This is a genomic window from Curvivirga aplysinae (assembly GCF_009711445.1).
Classification (GTDB): domain Bacteria; phylum Pseudomonadota; class Alphaproteobacteria; order UBA8366; family Aestuariispiraceae; genus Curvivirga; species Curvivirga aplysinae.
On sequence record NZ_SMMC01000201.1, the window covers coordinates 25456 to 42170 of the forward strand.

The following is a 16715-nucleotide window of genomic DNA, read 5'->3' on the forward strand; positions in this document are numbered from 1 at the left end:
TGTTTTTCTTTCTGGTTAGCAATAAAATATGAGCTGATCATTGATTTGGCGAAAATAATACGGAAAAATTCGCATGTTAAATTTCCCTCTTTGGAAGAAAACACTGGTTGGCATTGTATGCCTCTTAAGTGTGCTTTACGCGGTTCCAAACTTTATGCCTACAGGTACATTTGCTGGTGTTCCAAGCTGGTTACCAGGTAAAACTGTAAATCTTGGCCTTGATCTTCAAGGTGGGGCGCATCTGTTATTCAAAGTAGAAACCGAACAGGTTTTGAAAGAACGCATGGAAAATGTTGTGGCAGAAATGCGCGTCACATTACGCCAAGAGCGTTTGCGTTACAGTGGTTTGGGCGTAAGAAATAATAGTGCAATGGTGACGTTGCGAGATGCCTCGCAATCTGATCGTTTTCGGGAGTTAATCCGCGAAATTGATAATCGTTTACTGATTGACGAGGTTTCTGAGGGAAGTTTTGCGCTTAGCTTATCTGAACAAGATTTGAAGGCTGAAGTCGACAATGCGGTTGCGCAATCTATCGAAGTTATTCGTCGTCGTATTGATGAGGATGGTACCAAAGAACCAGTGATCCAACGTCAAGGCGAAGATCGTATTTTGGTTCAGGTGCCTGGTGCTGAAGATACAGAGGAAGTGAAGCGTAAAGTTGGTAAAACAGCCAAAATGACCTTCCAAATGGTCGACGTGCGGAATTCTTTATCAGATGCCATTGCGGGCCGTGTTCCACCAGGGTCTGTTTTGTTACCTTCAATCGAAGAAGACGAAAATGGCAATCCAGTACAGATGTATTTAGTTGAAAAACGTGTTCGTGTAAGCGGTGAGCATCTTACCGGCGCTTCTTCTTCTTTTGATCAGGCGAACCGTCCTGCGGTAAGTTTTCAATTTGACGCTGTAGGTGGCCGTAAATTTGGCAAAGTTACGACTGAAAATGTTGGTTTCCCATTCGCTATTGTTTTGGATGGTAAAGTGATTTCTGCACCTGAAATTCAAAGCCCAATCGTAGGTGGTAGCGGTATTATTACAGGTAACTTCACTGTTGCAGAAACTAATGAACTCTCATTGCTATTACGTGCCGGTGCATTGCCTGCGCCATTAATTATTCTTGAAGAACGTTCTGTGGGTCCCGGTCTTGGTCAAGATTCCATCGATGCTGGTACCGTCGCTTCGGTTATTGGTTTGATTGGTGTGATTATCTTCATGGCAGCGAGTTATGGCTTGTTCGGTTTATTGGCGAATGTAGCGCTTATATTCAATATTTCTTTGATCATTGCTGCTTTGTCCACCTTACAAGCAACACTGACTTTACCTGGTATAGCAGGAATCGTTTTGACCATTGGTATGGCAGTTGATGCCAATGTATTGATCTTTGAACGTATTCGTGAAGAGTTCAAATCTGGTCAGAAGATTGGTACGGCTATTGAGGCTGGTTATAAACGTGCATTGACAACAATTGTTGATTCCAACTTAACAACATTGATTGCAGCGATTCTTCTATTCGCATTTGGTGCAGGTCCGATTAAAGGTTTCGCTGTAACATTAAGTATAGGTATCTTAACCTCAATGTTTACGGCGATTATGGTAACACGTTTCTTAGTTGTGACTTGGTACACAAAAAAGAAACCTAAGACATTACCGATATAAGAAAGGGAGAAAGAAAATGAGATTATTGAAACTTATCCCTGAAACACCAAGCTTTAACTTTGCTTCAAAGCGTGTTGCTGCATTTGTGTTTTCTGCATTTTTGATTGTGGCTTCTATCGGCTCTTTTGCTGTTAATGGTTTAAATCTAGGTATTGATTTCTTAGGTGGTATCTTGATTGAGGCCGAGACAAATGGTCCTGCAGATGTGACTTCCATGCGTCGTCAATTAGGTGGTTTGGGTCTTGGTGACGTATCAATTCAGGAATTTGGTGACGACAATACGGTCCTGATTAAAGTTCAACGTCAAGAAGGTAGTGCCGAAGCTCAACAAGCTGCAGTTACCTTGGTAAAAGAGACATTGGCGACGCAAGTTGCTGAATATCGTCGTACAGAACTTGTAGGACCAACTGTCGGAGCAGAGCTCCAAGAAGCTGCATTATGGGCGGTTTTATCTGCTGTTGGTGCTATTCTGATTTATATCTGGTTTCGATTTGAATGGCAGTTTGGTATTGGTGCGGTGATTGCTTTGAGCCATGATGTGATTACAACTATTGGCCTTTTTGCATTACTTGGTTTGGAATTCAATCTTGCTACTGTTGCTGCGATTTTGACTATTGCAGGTTACTCGATCAACGATACAGTTGTAGTATATGACCGTATTCGTGAGAATATGCGTAAATTCAAGGTGATGGATTTCATTGAGTTATATAACCTATCCATTAACCAAACCTTATCCCGTACAGTTATAACTTCCGTAACCACTCTTTTGGCGTTGCTGGCGTTGTTTGTCTTTGGTGGAGAAGTTATTCGTGGTTTCTCTATCGCGCTGATTTGGGGTGTCATTATTGGTACTTATTCCTCTATAGCTTTGGCTGGACCTATATTAACTTATATGGAGCCAAATCGTGGTACTGATGAAGAAGAATATCCCGGCTCAAAAAAAGATGATGCCAGTGCATAATCTGCTATAAACAAAGGGTCGCAAATTTGCGGCCCTTTTAGTATAAGAAACAAAAATATAAGATTGGATTAAAGATGGCAGTTGATGTAACACCGCCACTGGAAGCAGGGGCTAAATTTATTGATTCTTATGGTCCTAATCGCTTCAAAATCACTGATGAAGTATTTGAAGGCTCTGTCATTGTTTTTCCGGACAAAGTTGTATCATGGGATGTAGCTGATGTATCGGAACTGACTGTGGATAGCTTCCAAGCTGTATTTGAGGCTAATCCCACTGTAGAGCTTTTGTTATTAGGTTGTGGTGACAAAATGATGTTAATTCCTTCTAGTCTTCGACAAGCCTTGCGCGAGAAAGGGACCCCGCCAGATTTTATGGATACAGGAGCGGCTTGTCGCACCTATAACATCCTACTTGGTGAAGGACGTCGAGTTGCTGCGGCTTTAATTGCAATGCCTGCTGAATAGGAATATCCATGTCTCTTGCTAAAGAAGATTTTGAAATTTGCCAGAGGATCACCCGACAAGGAGGATCAAATTTGGCACTGGTTAGTCGTACTTTAGTGAAACCGCTACAAATGCTTTTTGCGCCGACATATGCATCGATGCGTCTTATTGATGATTTGGTGGATGAAGATTTTTTGACGCTACCGATAGAAGACCGTGATATTCAACGCCAAGCATATTTGGACAGAATTTCTGCTTGGGAAGATGCATGTATTAAGGCAGCAAATGGCGAGTTTTTTAAACCTGATTTTGCTTTTAAACTTCCTGAAGGTGAGGCGATTTCAATATTTCGTCTGTTAAGTCAAACAGCGGGGCAAAGCAATCTGGGAGCTTTGCCTTGGCAGGTAATGGCATCTGCCATGTCACGTGATGTCAATGAGATTCCTATACGGGATTGGAACGACTTTGAAGACTATAGTTGGGGGGCAACGGTCTCTCCAACGGCTGTATATTTGTATATTCTTACGGCTGATTATCAATCAGGAATATATACAGGTATAAGCGGCTCGGACTTAATGGATAAAGCAAAAGGTATGGGCCTGTTTTGTTATTTGGTTCATATCGCACGTGATCTGATAAAAGATGCAGTGAAAGCTGATCAATTACTTACTTTGCCGCAAGAACTGCTAAATGATCTTGGTGAAACATATACACAAGAAGAAATCCGGTATCTGATTTGCGAAATCTTAAAACAGGCAGAGAGTTATCTTGATGCAATTGATGTTTGTCGAGATGAGTTACAGCCACATATGTCATTGCGAAACCTAACCATCTTTAAATCTCTATTGGGATTGTATATGACCATGTTTGAGAAGATGAAAAATGACCCATTAGCGATGCTTGATGATGGGTTTGAAGAAAAGTTACGCCAACAAGATGATTTGTTAAATGCGTCTTAAAGAAGGTCCTTAATGACTGAAAGTAAATCTATTTCTGGTTTATCTGCGATTGGCAATATTGTCCATGATAAGGATAAGGACCGCTTTATCACAACGATGATGCTTTCAGCTGAATTTCGTGAAAATGTTTTGTGCCTTTATGCTTTTAATTATGAAGTTGCGAAAACTTCATCTGCCGTAAGTGAGCCTATGCTTGGTCGTATTCGCCTACAATGGTGGCGTGAAGCGATTGAGGAATGTTACGCAAATAATCCGCGTCGTCATGAAATTACGCGACCTCTTGCAGATTTATTAACGCATGTTGAGCTTCCGAAAGATTTGTTTGATCAATTGATTGACGCTCGCGAAAAGGATTTGGAAGAAGAAGCTATACAAACGCTTTCAGAGTTAATGGAATATGCGAATGCAACAGGTGGTAATTCTTTAAAGCTCGCAGTAATCGCCTTGGGAGTAAAAGCGGAAGATGTTACGCAAGTTGCAGGACAAATAGGCACTGCTTGGGCTCTTATTGGTTTGATGCGTGCGTTACCATTTCATTTGCGCGCTAAAAAGCAATGGTTGCCTGAGGAATTAGTAAAGCGTCACAAGATTGACGGCCGTCGTATGCGCGACTTGAATGAGAGTGCTGAACTAAATCTGGCTGTTAAAGAAGTTTGTGGAATAGTAATCAACCTCTTGGAAGAAGCACGAAGCAGTGATGCTTCAATCCCCAAGAAAGTAAAACCTCTTTTTCATTTAGCGACTTTGGCTGAAAGTTATGTATCGCAGTTAAGAAAAGCTAAGTATAATCCATATGATAGCTCATTGGCACAACCATCAGGTTTACGCATGTTAAATCTACTTTGGAAGAATTTAATAGGGAAGTTTTAGCGGCTGGAAATACCGGGAATGCTAGCCAATAGATTACTGGCCTCAACCCCATCCAGAACGAATTGTACAGCAAGTGCAGCCAACAAGACACCGACGACGCGGGATACCACTTGCAATCCGGTGACACCTAATAATTTTTGAACTTGGGTTGCAACAAGCAGTAAAACCAAGGTCATGATCAGAATGCCGACCATTCCCAAGACAACCATAGAACCTAGTTGATAATCCCCATGCGTTTCTGCCATGAGAAGGATAACAGCACCAATAGATCCAGGGCCTGCAATCAAAGGCGTTGCCAATGGGAAGACCGAAATATCTTGTTTCTTTTCCGCCTCTTTATTTTCTTCTTTGGTTGTGGAATTTGCACCGGAATGACGTGCAAAAACCAAATCGATAGAAATTAAAAGAAGTAAAATACCACCCGCGATTTTCAACGCAGGTAAAGAAATACCAAATAGATTTAGGGTCGCTTTACCAAAGACAGCGAAAAGTAAAAGGACACCTGTTGCAATCAACACCCCCTTGATCGCCATAGACCGTCTTTCTTTACCGGTTGCATTGGCGGTTAAGGCCGCAAACAGAGCTGCAACGTCAAATGGACCAATAACGGCAAAGAATGTAGTAAAGGAAACAAGGGCTGTTTCAAACATAAGCTAACCTTAGAAAATCAATTTCATGAATGGTTTATGCGTTAATTTCGCTTTCTAACCATTTAGTCATATCTTCTTTTGCACGCGTACTCAAGGCCAGCTTGCGATCGCGACCTTTGATCTTACGTTTGCCTTGTGGCACTTCAGGTGGCGGGAAGAGGCCGAAATTGACATTCATAGGCTGGAAAGTTTCTTCTTCGGCATTCTCTGTTAAATGCGAAAGCAATGCACCTAGGGCTGTGGTCGCAGGCGGTGGCGTAAAGGTTTCACCGTGACATTCGGCTGCTGCCATACGCCCTGTGATTAAGCCAATAGCGGAGCTTTCGATATAGCCCTCCACACCAGTAATTTGACCTGCGAAACGAATACGCGGATCCGCTTTTAAGCGTAATTGATCATCTAGTAGGCGAGGGCTATTAATAAATGTATTGCGATGAATACCGCCAAGGCGGGCGAATTCCGCTTTCTCAAGCCCCGGGATATTACGCAGAACTTCTACCTGTGCGCCATATTTCATTTTGGTTTGGAAACCAACAATATTCCATAATGTTCCCAACTTGTTATCCATACGCAATTGAACAACAGCATATTGTTTTTCTTCCGCATGTGGGTTGGTAAGGCCGACCGGTTTCATAGGGCCGAAGCGTAATGTTTCACGACCACGTTCAGCCATGACTTCGATTGGTAAGCAGCCTTCAAAATAGGGCGTATCTTTTTCCCATTCTTTGAATTCTGTTTTCTCTGCATCAAGAATAGCATCGATAAAATTGTTATATTGTTCTTCCGTCATCGGACAGTTGATATAATCTGTGCCTGTTCCTTTATCGTAACGGGATTGGAACCAAGCTTTTGACATATCAATACTGTCTTTATGCACGATTGGGGCAATTGCATCAAAGAAAGACAATTGAGCTTCGTCAGTGATTTCAAGAATTTTCTCTGTCAGGGCGGGGGACGTTAAGGGGCCGGATGCAACAATGATACGGTCCCAATCATCAGGAATTTCTGTGATTTCTTCGCGTTCAATTGTGACGAGAGGATGATCTTCAAGAGCTTTGGTAACTTTACCGGAAAACTCATGACGATCGACCGCCAAAGCACCACCGGCAGGTACGGAACATTCATCACCAAATTTCATGATGATGGAATCTAATTGGCGCATCTCATGATGGATCAAACCTACTGCGTTAAATTCATGATCATCAGATCGGAAGGAGTTGGAACAAACCAGTTCAGCTAGATCATGTGTTTGATGGGCAAAGGTGTCTCTGGTTGGGCGCATTTCATGCAGCACAACAGGCACACCCTGACTAATTAACTGCCAAGTTGCTTCTGACCCCGCAAGGCCTCCACCAATTACGTGAACAGGTTTTATATCGCTCATAACCATCAATCCTAACTCGAAAAATCTTGAGGCAGGTCATGACGCTTTCTGAGCTTGAAGTCAAGCCCCCGAAGCCAGTTCTTCGGGGGACCCTAGAACTACTCAGCAGCCTGTTTGCTGAGATATGGCTGCAAATAGTGACCCGTATAACTGCCAGATACTGCGGCTACATCTTCAGGTGTGCCCATAGCAACAATTTCACCACCTTTATCGCCACCATCTGGACCAATATCGATGATCCAGTCGGCTGTCTTGATTACCTCAAGATTATGTTCAATGACGACAACTGTATTACCAGTATCAACAAGGGTTTGTAGAACTTCCAATAACTTGCGAACATCCTCGAAATGTAGACCGGTGGTTGGCTCATCAAGGATGTATAAAGTTTTGCCAGTCGCACGGCGGCTTAATTCTTTGGCAAGTTTTACACGCTGAGCCTCGCCGCCTGATAGGGTGGTAGCTTGTTGCCCAACTTTAATATAGCCAAGGCCAACCTTTTGCAGAGTGATCATCTTATCGCGGATGGATGGCACAGCCTTAAAGAATTCAGCAGCTTCGTCCACTGTCATATCTAAAACGTCAGAAATGGATTTATCTTTATATTTAACTTCCAATGTTTCACGATTATAGCGATGACCTTTACATTGATCACATTGTACATAAACGTCTGGTAGGAAATGCATCTCGATTTTGATAACACCATCCCCTTGGCATGCTTCACACCGCCCACCTTTTACGTTGAATGAGAAACGTCCCGCGGCATATCCACGTGTTTTGGCTTCTGGTAATCCAGCAAACCATTCGCGAATTGGCGTGAAGGCACCTGTATATGTCGCAGGGTTTGAGCGCGGTGTCCGACCAATAGGGGACTGGTCAATATCAATTACCTTATCCAGATGCTGGATGCCTTTTAATTCATCATAAAGCCCCGGTTGCTCACGTGATCCCATGAGGTCACGGCTTAGGGCTTTCCAAAGTGTTTCGATGGTTAATGTGGATTTACCACTACCGGAGACACCAGTGATACATGTGAATGTGCCTAATGGAATTTCTGCAGTTACCTTTTTAAGGTTATTGCTGCGTGCACCAGATAGAACTAGTTTTTTGTTATTCTTGGCTTTACGACGCTTCGCAGGAATTGGGACCTGCATCATGCCAGTGATATATTGTCCTGTGACACTATCTGGGCATTGGAATACTTGATCTGGTGTACCTGCTGCAACAACGGTACCACCATTCACACCGGCACCAGGTCCCATATCGACCAGATAATCAGCCGCACGGATAGCATCTTCATCATGTTCCACCACGATTACTGTATTCCCAAGATCACGAAGACGCTTCAATGTAGCGAGTAGACGATCATTATCACGCTGATGTAGGCCGATAGAGGGTTCATCCAATACATATAATACGCCTGTTAAACCAGAGCCGATCTGACTTGCTAAACGAATACGCTGACTTTCGCCGCCGGATAATGTACCAGAGTTACGCGAGAGCGTAAGGTATTGTAATCCCACATTATTTAAGAATCCAAGGCGTTCGTTGATCTCTTTCAAAATGCGATAGGCGATTTCTTGATCTTTTTCCGATAGTTTTTCACCAACAGCATCAAACCATTTACCTGCTTCGGCAATCGACATTTCAGCGACATTGGCAATATGTTTATCGTCAATTTTGACTGCAAGGGCTTCTTCTTTTAGCCTGTAGCCTAGGCAATGACCGCAAGCGTGAACCGATTGGTATTTGGACAATTCGTCACGTGACCAGTTACTATCTGTTTCACGGAAACGTCGTTCCATATTATTGATCACACCTTCAAATGGCTTTTTAGTTTTATAAGTGCGTGATCCATCATCATAGTAAAATTCAACCTCGACCTTACCGGTACCATAAAGCACTGCATTTTGAACTTTCTTTGGCAATTTGCTAAAGGCGGTGTTTGATTTCTCACCAAAATGCTTAGCAACTGCTTGCAAGGTTTGGCGATAATAAGGTGAACTTGTTTTAGACCACGGCGCGATAGCCCCATTATCTAATGGCTTATCTTTGTCAGGAATGACCAGCTCTTCATCAAATTCCATATGGGTGCCTAGACCGTCACATACAGGACAAGCACCAAATGGGTTGTTGAAAGAAAAGAGGCGAGGTTCGATTTCTTCAATCGTAAAGCCACTTTCAGGACAGGCAAAATTCGCGGAAAAGACAGTTTGCTGTCCCGTAGTCGCATCTTCAGCAAAGAGAAGACCTTCGGATATGTCTAATGCTGTTTCAATTGAATCTGCCAAACGCGTTGCTAGACCTTCACGCACTACTACCCGGTCAACAACCACATCAATGTTATGTTTAAGTTTTTTATCTAGCGCAGGCACATCTTCGATCAAATAAAACTCACCATCAACTTTTGCACGTTGGAAGCCACGTTTCTGTAGGTCTGCAAATTCTTTACGATATTCCCCTTTGCGACCTCGTACGATGGGAGCAAGAAGATAAAGTTTTGTTCCTTCTTCCATATCCATAATACGGTCAACCATTTGGGTAACTGTTTGGCTTTGGATTGGAAGGCCAGTGGTAGGAGAATAAGGAATACCAATACGTGCCCAAAGCAGGCGCATATAATCATAAATTTCTGTGACTGTGCCGACTGTTGAACGCGGGTTTTTTGACGTGGTTTTTTGCTCAATAGAAATAGCAGGGCTTAAACCTTCAATAAGATCAACATCGGGTTTTTGCATCATTTCAAGGAATTGACGCGCATAAGCAGAGAGGGATTCAACATAACGGCGCTGCCCATCTGCATAGATTGTATCAAAGGCGAGAGAAGACTTACCTGAACCTGATAGACCTGTAATCACCACCAGCTGATCTCGTGGTAAATCTACACTTACATCTTTCAGGTTATGCTCACGTGCGCCACGTACGCTGATCACTTTTTTATTGGCAGCTACAGGAGTTTCATTATTCATGTCTTTAGCCTTAAACAAATCGGGTTTATGCTGAAATAAGAGATCAACTATATTGGTTGATCTTATCAATAATCTTATACGGCAAAATATGTATATCTGGATGAATCACAACATGCGAAGCCATCTGTCAAGAAACATAGCGATGTTCACGTTTTTGTCCATAGTTTCGTCAGTTCCTACTGACAGCATTATGGCAGGAGAGGCATTGCATTCTTGTGAATATGAAGGATTAAAAACGGAACATACCATTCAGGTGGATTGGGGGCATATCTTCTGTGGTGATGTAAATCGTAAAAAAACTAAAGGCACTGGCTATCATCATCGCCCAAATGGGGAGGATAGCAATACAGCCTATATAGAAGATATTGACCGAAAGAACAGTGAAACAGGTGTTTATGAAGCTTCACCACTTTATGTGTGGGAAGAGGGGAAATGGTATATAAAAAGACGCGGTTCTACATTTTTTCCAGATCATTGCACAGCAAAACAAGTGATGAATAGTATTGCCTATGCGGCAACTAATGTTCATTGCCGTTACAAGAATGGAAAATGGGGAGGGCTCTCTGCACCAATACGCAATGAAGGGAATTACTGTTATGGCTCAAATGGAGACGCTTTAATCATCAATGGCTACTTCCGTCGTGATAATGGGCATGTAGCAACAGCATGGCCATTGATGAGCAATCAACAACCAGCTTCCTGCATATCTATTGAACACGAGTAATATTATAACCTTTTTGTTCAAGATACCATTGAACAGATTTTTCTCCTCCAAGATGGCCTGCACCAACAGCAATAAAAATATTACCTGAACCTTTCATCATTGTATCAATTTGGTTGGCCCAGTTCTTATTTCGATCGAATAAAAATGACTTCTGAAGGTTGGGGAATTGACTAAATGTCACATTCATAAAGTCCGCTAGCCCTTCCGTATCACCAGTTTTCCATAAATCTAACATTGTATGTAGCATTTCGGGTGAATCCGCCATTTGGATAATAGAATCCTCAAAGAAACGTAGATCATCTTCTGGTGATAAATTTCCAAATAACCCTAGTTGCTGCTCAATTGTTTCAAGATATCGTATTTCTTTTTTGAACAACTTGGCTGCATTCTCTAGGGATTGGTCGACACCTGATTGAGGATCAATTTGCTCATGCATCATCTGTATGTTGAGAAAGGTGAGCGCTGCTAACCAAGGGCGCATTGGCGCTAGTTGCTGTTTGAAATTTTCAGGTAAATTGTATTTTGTGATTAATTGCTTAAGCGCTGTGTTTGTCTTTGGCGTTAATAAATCAAATAAACTTTGCCCATTTTTGTTTAAACCATATTCTGATATCAGAGCGATCGCTTTCTGACCGGACATTTCATCAAGTGAAACTTCTAAATAGAGAGTATCGGTTTCCGTTAGGGCTTTCGTAATTTTTGGTGTACGCCATTTGATTTTTTTATCTAGCGCATGAATTGTTCCAAAAAGCCAAATTTTACTATCATGATCTGATATTAACCATAAAGCTGGGTTCACCTTTTCCGAAGCATATGCAGGTGTAGATAAGACAAAAAGAGATATAAAGATTAGGGCTAGTTTTTTTAACATCTTATTTTAACTCAAAAAAATCCCCTCTTATTTTTGGAATAAGAGGGGATATGTATTTATTCAGCTGCCTCCGCTTCCATATTAGGAGCAGAGTCATCAGTTTTGCCAAGTTTCCTTGTCTTACGTTTATCATACCAGTCTTTGATATTACCACGTAACATTAAGGCGCATGGGGTTAGAACCAACGTCAATACAGTTGCAAAGGCCAGTCCAAAGGCGATGGCAGTTGAAAGTTGAACCCACCATTGTGTGGAGGGCGCCCCTTGTGAAATTTCACGAGAAACGAAGTTAATGTTGATCTGCAATACCATAGGCATCAAACCAAGAATGGTTGTGATTGTGGTTAACATAACCGGACGTAAACGCTGAGCACCTGTTAACAGGATTGCTGTACGTATATCTTTTTCTGTTTGAACCAAACGATCATAGGTATCGATCAACACGATATTATTGTTCACCACGATACCGGCCAAAGCAATAACGCCAACACCGGACATCACTATGCCGAATGGTTGTCCAATTACCATTAGTCCGATGAAAACGCCTGCGGTAGACATAATAACCGCAAACAGAATCAAGAAAGCTGAATAGAAGCTGTTAAACTGGGTAACTAGAATCAATGCCATCAGGAATAGGGCGACTGCAAATGCGGATACCAAGAAATCCTGTGATCTTTGTTGATCTTCATTATCACCCTTGAACGTCACATCAACACCGTCAGGCAGTTCGAAATGTTCCATTGCAGCTTGAATTTCTTTCACTTTGGTGTCCGCTAGAACACCTTCTGCAACATCAGCTTTCAGGAACATAATACGCTTTGCATCTGTGCGACGTAACAAGCCGGTTTTTTGCTTTGGCGTACGAGTGATGAAATTAGATACAGGAACCAAGCCTACACTTGTTTGAATGCGAATGTTATCTAATTGGTTCAAAGTACGATATTCAACAGGATAGCGTGCAAGGATATCTACCTCATCATCGCTGCTATCGGGACGATAATCGCTGATTTTCATCCCCTTAGTTACCAGCTGAATTACGTTACCGATAGTGACCACATCTGCACCAAATTTGGCGGCTTGTGCACGATCAACATCAAGTTCCCATTCAATTCCAGGAATGGGACGGCTATCTTCAATCTCGACAAGGCCATCAACTGTCTCAAGATAGGCACGTGCCTGATCTAGAACAGGTTCAATCAGTTCAGGATTCCAGGAAGAGAACTCCAGATGGATAGGTTTACCTTGTTGTGGACCTTCTCTTTGTTGTTGATGTTCGATCCAAATACCAGTGAGATCTTCTGTTCTTTCACGAAGGTCTGTGGTGATTTCTGTATAAGGACGACGTTCATCCCATGTACGGAACTCTAATTGGATTTTACCAATGATATCTTCGGCGGTATCGTCACGCGCTTCAAAATTACCGGCAGAAGAATAGATTGTTTTGAACTCGTCTTTTTCTTCTTGTAACTGAAGAACACGGCGTTCAACTTCTTTGGCAAGATAATTTTTTCCTGCACAGACATATTGCCACGGGCATGGATATTGATGATCCCGAGTTCAGGCTCAATTTCAGGGAAGAATTCAACGCCTTTACCAATTGCTCCATACAGCATGTAAGTACCAATCAAAATACCGACACCAACAGTTAGACAAGTACCAGGAAAACGTAATGCGCCACGAAGCATCTTGATATAAAAGGCTGATGGGCCTTTCACATTTGATAAACCGTGCTCACCATGCCCGGCACTTAATTCTTGTGCAATCGCAGGATCCACATTGGTTTGTTCTAACAGACGTCCCAGAAGTTTGCCAAGCTTTGCACCCAAGAAGAGACCTAGAATAGCTAATAGTACAGCAACTAAAGCAGCTGCACCACCAAGGAAAGATTCAGTTAATCCCATGCCAATAGCACCAAAAGCAACGGCAAGGGCGATTGAAATCACAAGACGTAACACACCTGCTAAATTCGCACCTAATACAGGGATGAATACTAATGCCATGGCCAAAGATGCGGTTAATGTCGCAATCAGGGTGATTGGCATATACTTCATAAATTCACCCACAATATCTGGCCAGAATAACAAGGGTAAGAATGCCGCCAAAGTCGTTGCCGTTGAGGCAATAATCGGCCAAGCCATTCGTTTAGCAGCTAATCCATAAGCAACTTCTTTTGGTTCGCCTTCTGCTAGTTTTCTATCAGCATATTCAGTAACAACAATCGCACCATCAACCAGCATACCAACTGATAAAATAAGAGCGAAAAGCACAACCACGTTAACTGTAAAACCAACGATATAGAGGAATAATACACCTGCTAAGAAAGAGCCGGGGATGGCTAATCCTACAAGCAAGCCACCGCGCAGACCAAGAGCGCCCACAATCACAATCATCACAAGCAAGATGGCACTTGTAATGTTATTTTGAAGATCGGTTAGCATATCTTTGATATTGTTAGATTTATCTTGGCTAAACCCAACCTGGACACCTAATGGGAAACGTTCTGATTCTGCCGTTACAACCTCACGTACTTTTGCAATTGTATCAATGATATTTTCGCCTGTCCGTTTGGAAACTTCCAATGTCACGGCTGGTTTACCATTCACACGTGCAAAATTGGTTGGGTCTTTAAATGTTTTACGTAATTCAGCAATGTCACCAATACGGATTAGAGAATCGCCTTCTACCTTAAGAGGCATATCTAAAATATCTTTTGCACTTTCAAACAGGCCTGGAACTTTAACAGAAAAACGTCCTTGGCCTGTATCCATAGCACCCGCAGCAATCAAAATGTTTGAGCGGCTTAATGATGTAAAAACTTCATCGGGATTGATATTGTAACTTTCCATTTTCATCGGGTCGATGATTACTTCAACAGCTTCATCACGATCGCCAATGATATTAACTTCAAGTACAGCTGGTAATGCTTCGATATCGTCTTTCAGTTCATCAGCGATACGAAGTAGTGTTCTTTCAGGGACTTGTCCAGCAAGTGTGACTACCAAAACGGGGAATTGACTGAGATTTACCTCATTAACCGATGGCTCATCAGTGTCATCCGGTAATTCTGGCTTTGCGGTATCTACTTTCTCACGTACATCATCCAATGCAGTATCCGCATCGAAACCGGCATCGAATTCTAAAACAACATTGGCACCACCTTCATAAGCAGTAGAACGCATTTCTTTAATGCCTTCGATACTGCGGACTTCCTTTTCAATAGGACGAACAAGCAATCGCTCTGCATCTTCTGGTGAAATACCTTCATGATGAAGTGATACATAAATCATTGGGATATCGATATCTGGATCAGATTCTTTTGGGATATTGATATAGGCGAGGGCACCAGCAATCAAAATGAACAGCAATAAGGATAAAGCTGTTCTTGACCGATTGAACGCGGCACTGATTATAGACATGTGTTTTCTCCGACTTAATCGATCTTAAGAGTTTGAAGCGCTGTTTACATTTAACGGTGTTGCAGTTACTTGCGCGCCGGCTGCTACAAATTCCTGTCCGACGGCAATGATACGGATATTGTTTGGCAAGCCACTTACCCAGACACCTTTTTCTGTATCTTCGATAATGTTGACCTGATTAAACTCAACAATGTCATCATCAGAAAGTGTTTTAACCCCAATGTTCCCTGCATTATTTAATGTAAGAAGGGCAGGGGAAAGCAAATGTGCTTTTGTTTGACCGAGCGGTAATGTCACACTTGCTGTTAAGCCGGATAGAATTTTACCATCAGGGTTAGGTACTTCTACCTTCACTTCAAAACTACGTGTGCTTTCCAAGGCAGTAGGAGATATATGACTTACTAAACCTGTAATTTGTTCGCCGTTGATTAATGTGCCTGTTGCCTCAGAATCTAATGAAATTGAATTGATTTCTTTTTCTGAAACATAAGCCACAATATAGATTGGGTTCATGTCAACAATTGTTGCGATTGGATCACCTTCTTGAACATAATCACCTAGTTCAACACTTTGCGTTTGGATGATACCGTCAAATGGGCTTCGAACACTTGTATTCGCATAGTTTTTTCGTGCGACATGAAGGTCTGATTTTGCTGACTCCAAATTTGCCAAAGCTTCAGCCTTTCGGATTTGTGAGTTGAAACCTTTTTTTGCAAGTTTGGTTGCAGCTTCAAATTCGATTTCACGTTGTTCTAAAATTGCTTCTGCGCGTTTGATCTGCGATCCACGATCTTGAATTGCCAATTGGGTGATTAAGGTATTTTTTTCAACTGGATATGTTTCTTCCATATCTAGCTTTACGATCTTGCCATAGGTTTCAGCCCGAATTGTTGCCACACGGTCATATTGTGTTTGTGCCGTGATTTGTATGGAGGCTTGATGATTAATCGCAGCTGAGTCCACATAACGAACGGAGGTTTTATAGGAAGGCAGTTTTTCTTCCTGACCAACTTCGTCTAATGGATTTTCAGTATTTGCATGTAAATCCTGACCAGACCATAACCAAAGGCCGATACCTGTTGCCAATCCAACAGCGATTAAGACGGAAGGTTTGATATTAAATCGTGATCTTAGCATGATATTACTCCGCAGCATCTTGCTTGTTTGCCGGACTGCCGGTCAATGCAGCAGCAATGGCGATATGTTTATTTTCTTCGAGAAATTCTTTCGCGGCTTGGCTCATATGGAGGCCAAACGCATGCACAAAAGCTTGCCCTTTTGTGAGGGAACCGTTTGGTGAACGTTCAGTTTCAAGCGTGTTAATTTTGTCTTTTAAAGATTTGATACGTTGATCGATTGTATTCTCAACGAATGCAGGGGAAAGATATTCAGCAAAGAACATAGAAAATAAGAAGTCAGACTTGAATTTATCTGGCACAGGATTGTTTGAAAGGGCTTCGATGAGTTCTAAACGACCTTTTGTTGTTATTTTGTAAACGTTTTTTTGTGGTCGATTATCTTGGTCCAATGTCTCGCTTGTTACTAATCCATCTTGCTCCAGTTTTTTTAGGGCAGGGTAAATTGAGCCAAAACCACCTTCAGCAAAGACACTGAAAGGGCCATCTTCAAACATTTTCCGAATTTCATAGCCGCTTGCATTATTTAACGCCAATACGCCAAGGCATGATGTTCTAATATCCATTTTCGAATCCAGTTTATATGCGATTAGGTTTCACATTATGTGATGTGCCTTATTAAGAAATATATTTTCCCTATATATTTCGTGCCAATAATGCAGCACCATTACCCAACTAATTT

At 42.1% G+C, this 16715-nt stretch carries 14 protein-coding genes; 6 read left to right on the forward strand and 8 right to left on the reverse strand.

Going from position 1 to position 16715, the window contains the following annotated elements:
* Nucleotides 1-73 precede the first annotated feature (73 nt).
* The 5 genes from secD (at nt 74) to E1160_RS13070 (ending at nt 4887) form a co-directional block, all read left to right on the forward strand.
* Entirely contained in the window at nt 74-1654 is a 1581-nt protein-coding gene (secD, locus tag E1160_RS13050) for a protein translocase subunit SecD (RefSeq protein ID WP_155155871.1), read from the forward strand.
* Nucleotides 1655-1670: 16 nt separating this feature from the next.
* Nucleotides 1671-2615: a protein translocase subunit SecF gene (gene secF / locus E1160_RS13055; protein WP_155155873.1), complete on the forward strand. Its 945-nt coding sequence runs from the start codon at nt 1671-1673 to the stop codon at nt 2613-2615.
* A gap of 74 nt (nt 2616-2689) precedes the next feature.
* Nucleotides 2690-3079 (forward strand): Mth938-like domain-containing protein, encoded by a 390-nt coding sequence (locus tag E1160_RS13060; protein ID WP_155155875.1) that lies wholly within the window; start codon nt 2690-2692, stop codon nt 3077-3079.
* Between the two features lie 8 nt (nt 3080-3087).
* Entirely contained in the window at nt 3088-4017 is a 930-nt protein-coding gene (locus E1160_RS13065) for a squalene/phytoene synthase family protein (RefSeq protein WP_155155876.1), read from the forward strand.
* Between the two features lie 12 nt (nt 4018-4029).
* Nucleotides 4030-4887 (forward strand): phytoene/squalene synthase family protein, encoded by an 858-nt coding sequence (locus E1160_RS13070; protein ID WP_155155878.1) that lies wholly within the window; start codon nt 4030-4032, stop codon nt 4885-4887.
* On the opposite strand, the gene E1160_RS13075 is transcribed toward E1160_RS13070, so the two are convergent.
* From E1160_RS13075 to uvrA, 3 genes are all read right to left on the reverse strand, one after another.
* Nucleotides 4884-5537, reverse strand: coding sequence for a MarC family protein (locus tag E1160_RS13075; RefSeq protein WP_155155880.1), 654 nt, complete (start codon nt 5535-5537; stop codon nt 4884-4886). The two genes, E1160_RS13070 and E1160_RS13075, sit on opposite strands and share 4 nt — an antisense overlap.
* Before the next feature lie 34 nt (nt 5538-5571).
* Entirely contained in the window at nt 5572-6921 is a 1350-nt protein-coding gene (gene trmFO, locus E1160_RS13080) for a methylenetetrahydrofolate--tRNA-(uracil(54)-C(5))-methyltransferase (FADH(2)-oxidizing) TrmFO (RefSeq protein WP_155155882.1), read from the reverse strand.
* Between the two features lie 98 nt (nt 6922-7019).
* Nucleotides 7020-9887: an excinuclease ABC subunit UvrA gene (gene uvrA, locus E1160_RS13085; protein ID WP_155155884.1), complete on the reverse strand. Its 2868-nt coding sequence runs from the start codon at nt 9885-9887 to the stop codon at nt 7020-7022.
* 142 nt (nt 9888-10029) lie between these two features.
* Here uvrA and E1160_RS13090 point away from each other — a divergent pair, with 142 nt between their 5' ends.
* The gene (locus E1160_RS13090) at nt 10030-10611 is read left to right on the forward strand and encodes an EndoU domain-containing protein (RefSeq protein ID WP_218048888.1); all 582 of its coding nucleotides are present in this window, start codon (nt 10030-10032) and stop codon (nt 10609-10611) included.
* On the opposite strand, the gene E1160_RS13095 is transcribed toward E1160_RS13090, so the two are convergent.
* From E1160_RS13095 to E1160_RS13115, 5 genes are read right to left on the reverse strand one after another with little or no spacing between them, the layout of a single operon-like run.
* Nucleotides 10595-11482, reverse strand: a complete 888-nt coding sequence (locus E1160_RS13095) for a TraB/GumN family protein (protein WP_155155888.1) — start codon at nt 11480-11482, stop codon at nt 10595-10597. The two genes, E1160_RS13090 and E1160_RS13095, sit on opposite strands and share 17 nt — an antisense overlap.
* Nucleotides 11483-11538: 56 nt before the next feature.
* The gene (locus tag E1160_RS13100) at nt 11539-12918 is read right to left on the reverse strand and encodes an efflux RND transporter permease subunit (RefSeq protein ID WP_328597156.1); all 1380 of its coding nucleotides are present in this window, start codon (nt 12916-12918) and stop codon (nt 11539-11541) included.
* Nucleotides 12846-14897, reverse strand: coding sequence for an efflux RND transporter permease subunit (locus tag E1160_RS13105; RefSeq protein ID WP_155155892.1), 2052 nt, complete (start codon nt 14895-14897; stop codon nt 12846-12848). Before E1160_RS13105 ends, E1160_RS13100 begins: the two co-directional genes overlap by 73 nt.
* 24 nt (nt 14898-14921) lie before the next feature.
* Entirely contained in the window at nt 14922-16034 is a 1113-nt protein-coding gene (locus tag E1160_RS13110) for an efflux RND transporter periplasmic adaptor subunit (protein WP_218048889.1), read from the reverse strand.
* A 4-nt stretch (nt 16035-16038) separates the two neighbouring features.
* Nucleotides 16039-16599, reverse strand: coding sequence for a PadR family transcriptional regulator (locus E1160_RS13115; RefSeq protein ID WP_155155897.1), 561 nt, complete (start codon nt 16597-16599; stop codon nt 16039-16041).
* Nucleotides 16600-16715 lie beyond the last annotated feature (116 nt).

Coding starts and splice junctions, on each gene's coding strand:
- secD (WP_155155871.1), top strand. CDS start 74: ATGTTAAATTTCCCTCTTTGGAAGAAAACACTGGTTGGCATTGTATGC.
- secF (WP_155155873.1), top strand. CDS start 1,671: ATGAGATTATTGAAACTTATCCCTGAAACACCAAGCTTTAACTTTGCT.
- E1160_RS13060 (WP_155155875.1), top strand. CDS start 2,690: ATGGCAGTTGATGTAACACCGCCACTGGAAGCAGGGGCTAAATTTATT.
- E1160_RS13065 (WP_155155876.1), top strand. CDS start 3,088: ATGTCTCTTGCTAAAGAAGATTTTGAAATTTGCCAGAGGATCACCCGA.
- E1160_RS13070 (WP_155155878.1), top strand. CDS start 4,030: ATGACTGAAAGTAAATCTATTTCTGGTTTATCTGCGATTGGCAATATT.
- E1160_RS13075 (WP_155155880.1), bottom strand. CDS start 5,537: ATGTTTGAAACAGCCCTTGTTTCCTTTACTACATTCTTTGCCGTTATT.
- trmFO (WP_155155882.1), bottom strand. CDS start 6,921: ATGAGCGATATAAAACCTGTTCACGTAATTGGTGGAGGCCTTGCGGGG.
- uvrA (WP_155155884.1), bottom strand. CDS start 9,887: ATGAATAATGAAACTCCTGTAGCTGCCAATAAAAAAGTGATCAGCGTA.
- E1160_RS13090 (WP_218048888.1), top strand. CDS start 10,030: ATGTTCACGTTTTTGTCCATAGTTTCGTCAGTTCCTACTGACAGCATT.
- E1160_RS13095 (WP_155155888.1), bottom strand. CDS start 11,482: ATGTTAAAAAAACTAGCCCTAATCTTTATATCTCTTTTTGTCTTATCT.
- E1160_RS13105 (WP_155155892.1), bottom strand. CDS start 14,897: ATGTCTATAATCAGTGCCGCGTTCAATCGGTCAAGAACAGCTTTATCC.
- E1160_RS13110 (WP_218048889.1), bottom strand. CDS start 16,034: ATGCTAAGATCACGATTTAATATCAAACCTTCCGTCTTAATCGCTGTT.
- E1160_RS13115 (WP_155155897.1), bottom strand. CDS start 16,599: ATGGATATTAGAACATCATGCCTTGGCGTATTGGCGTTAAATAATGCA.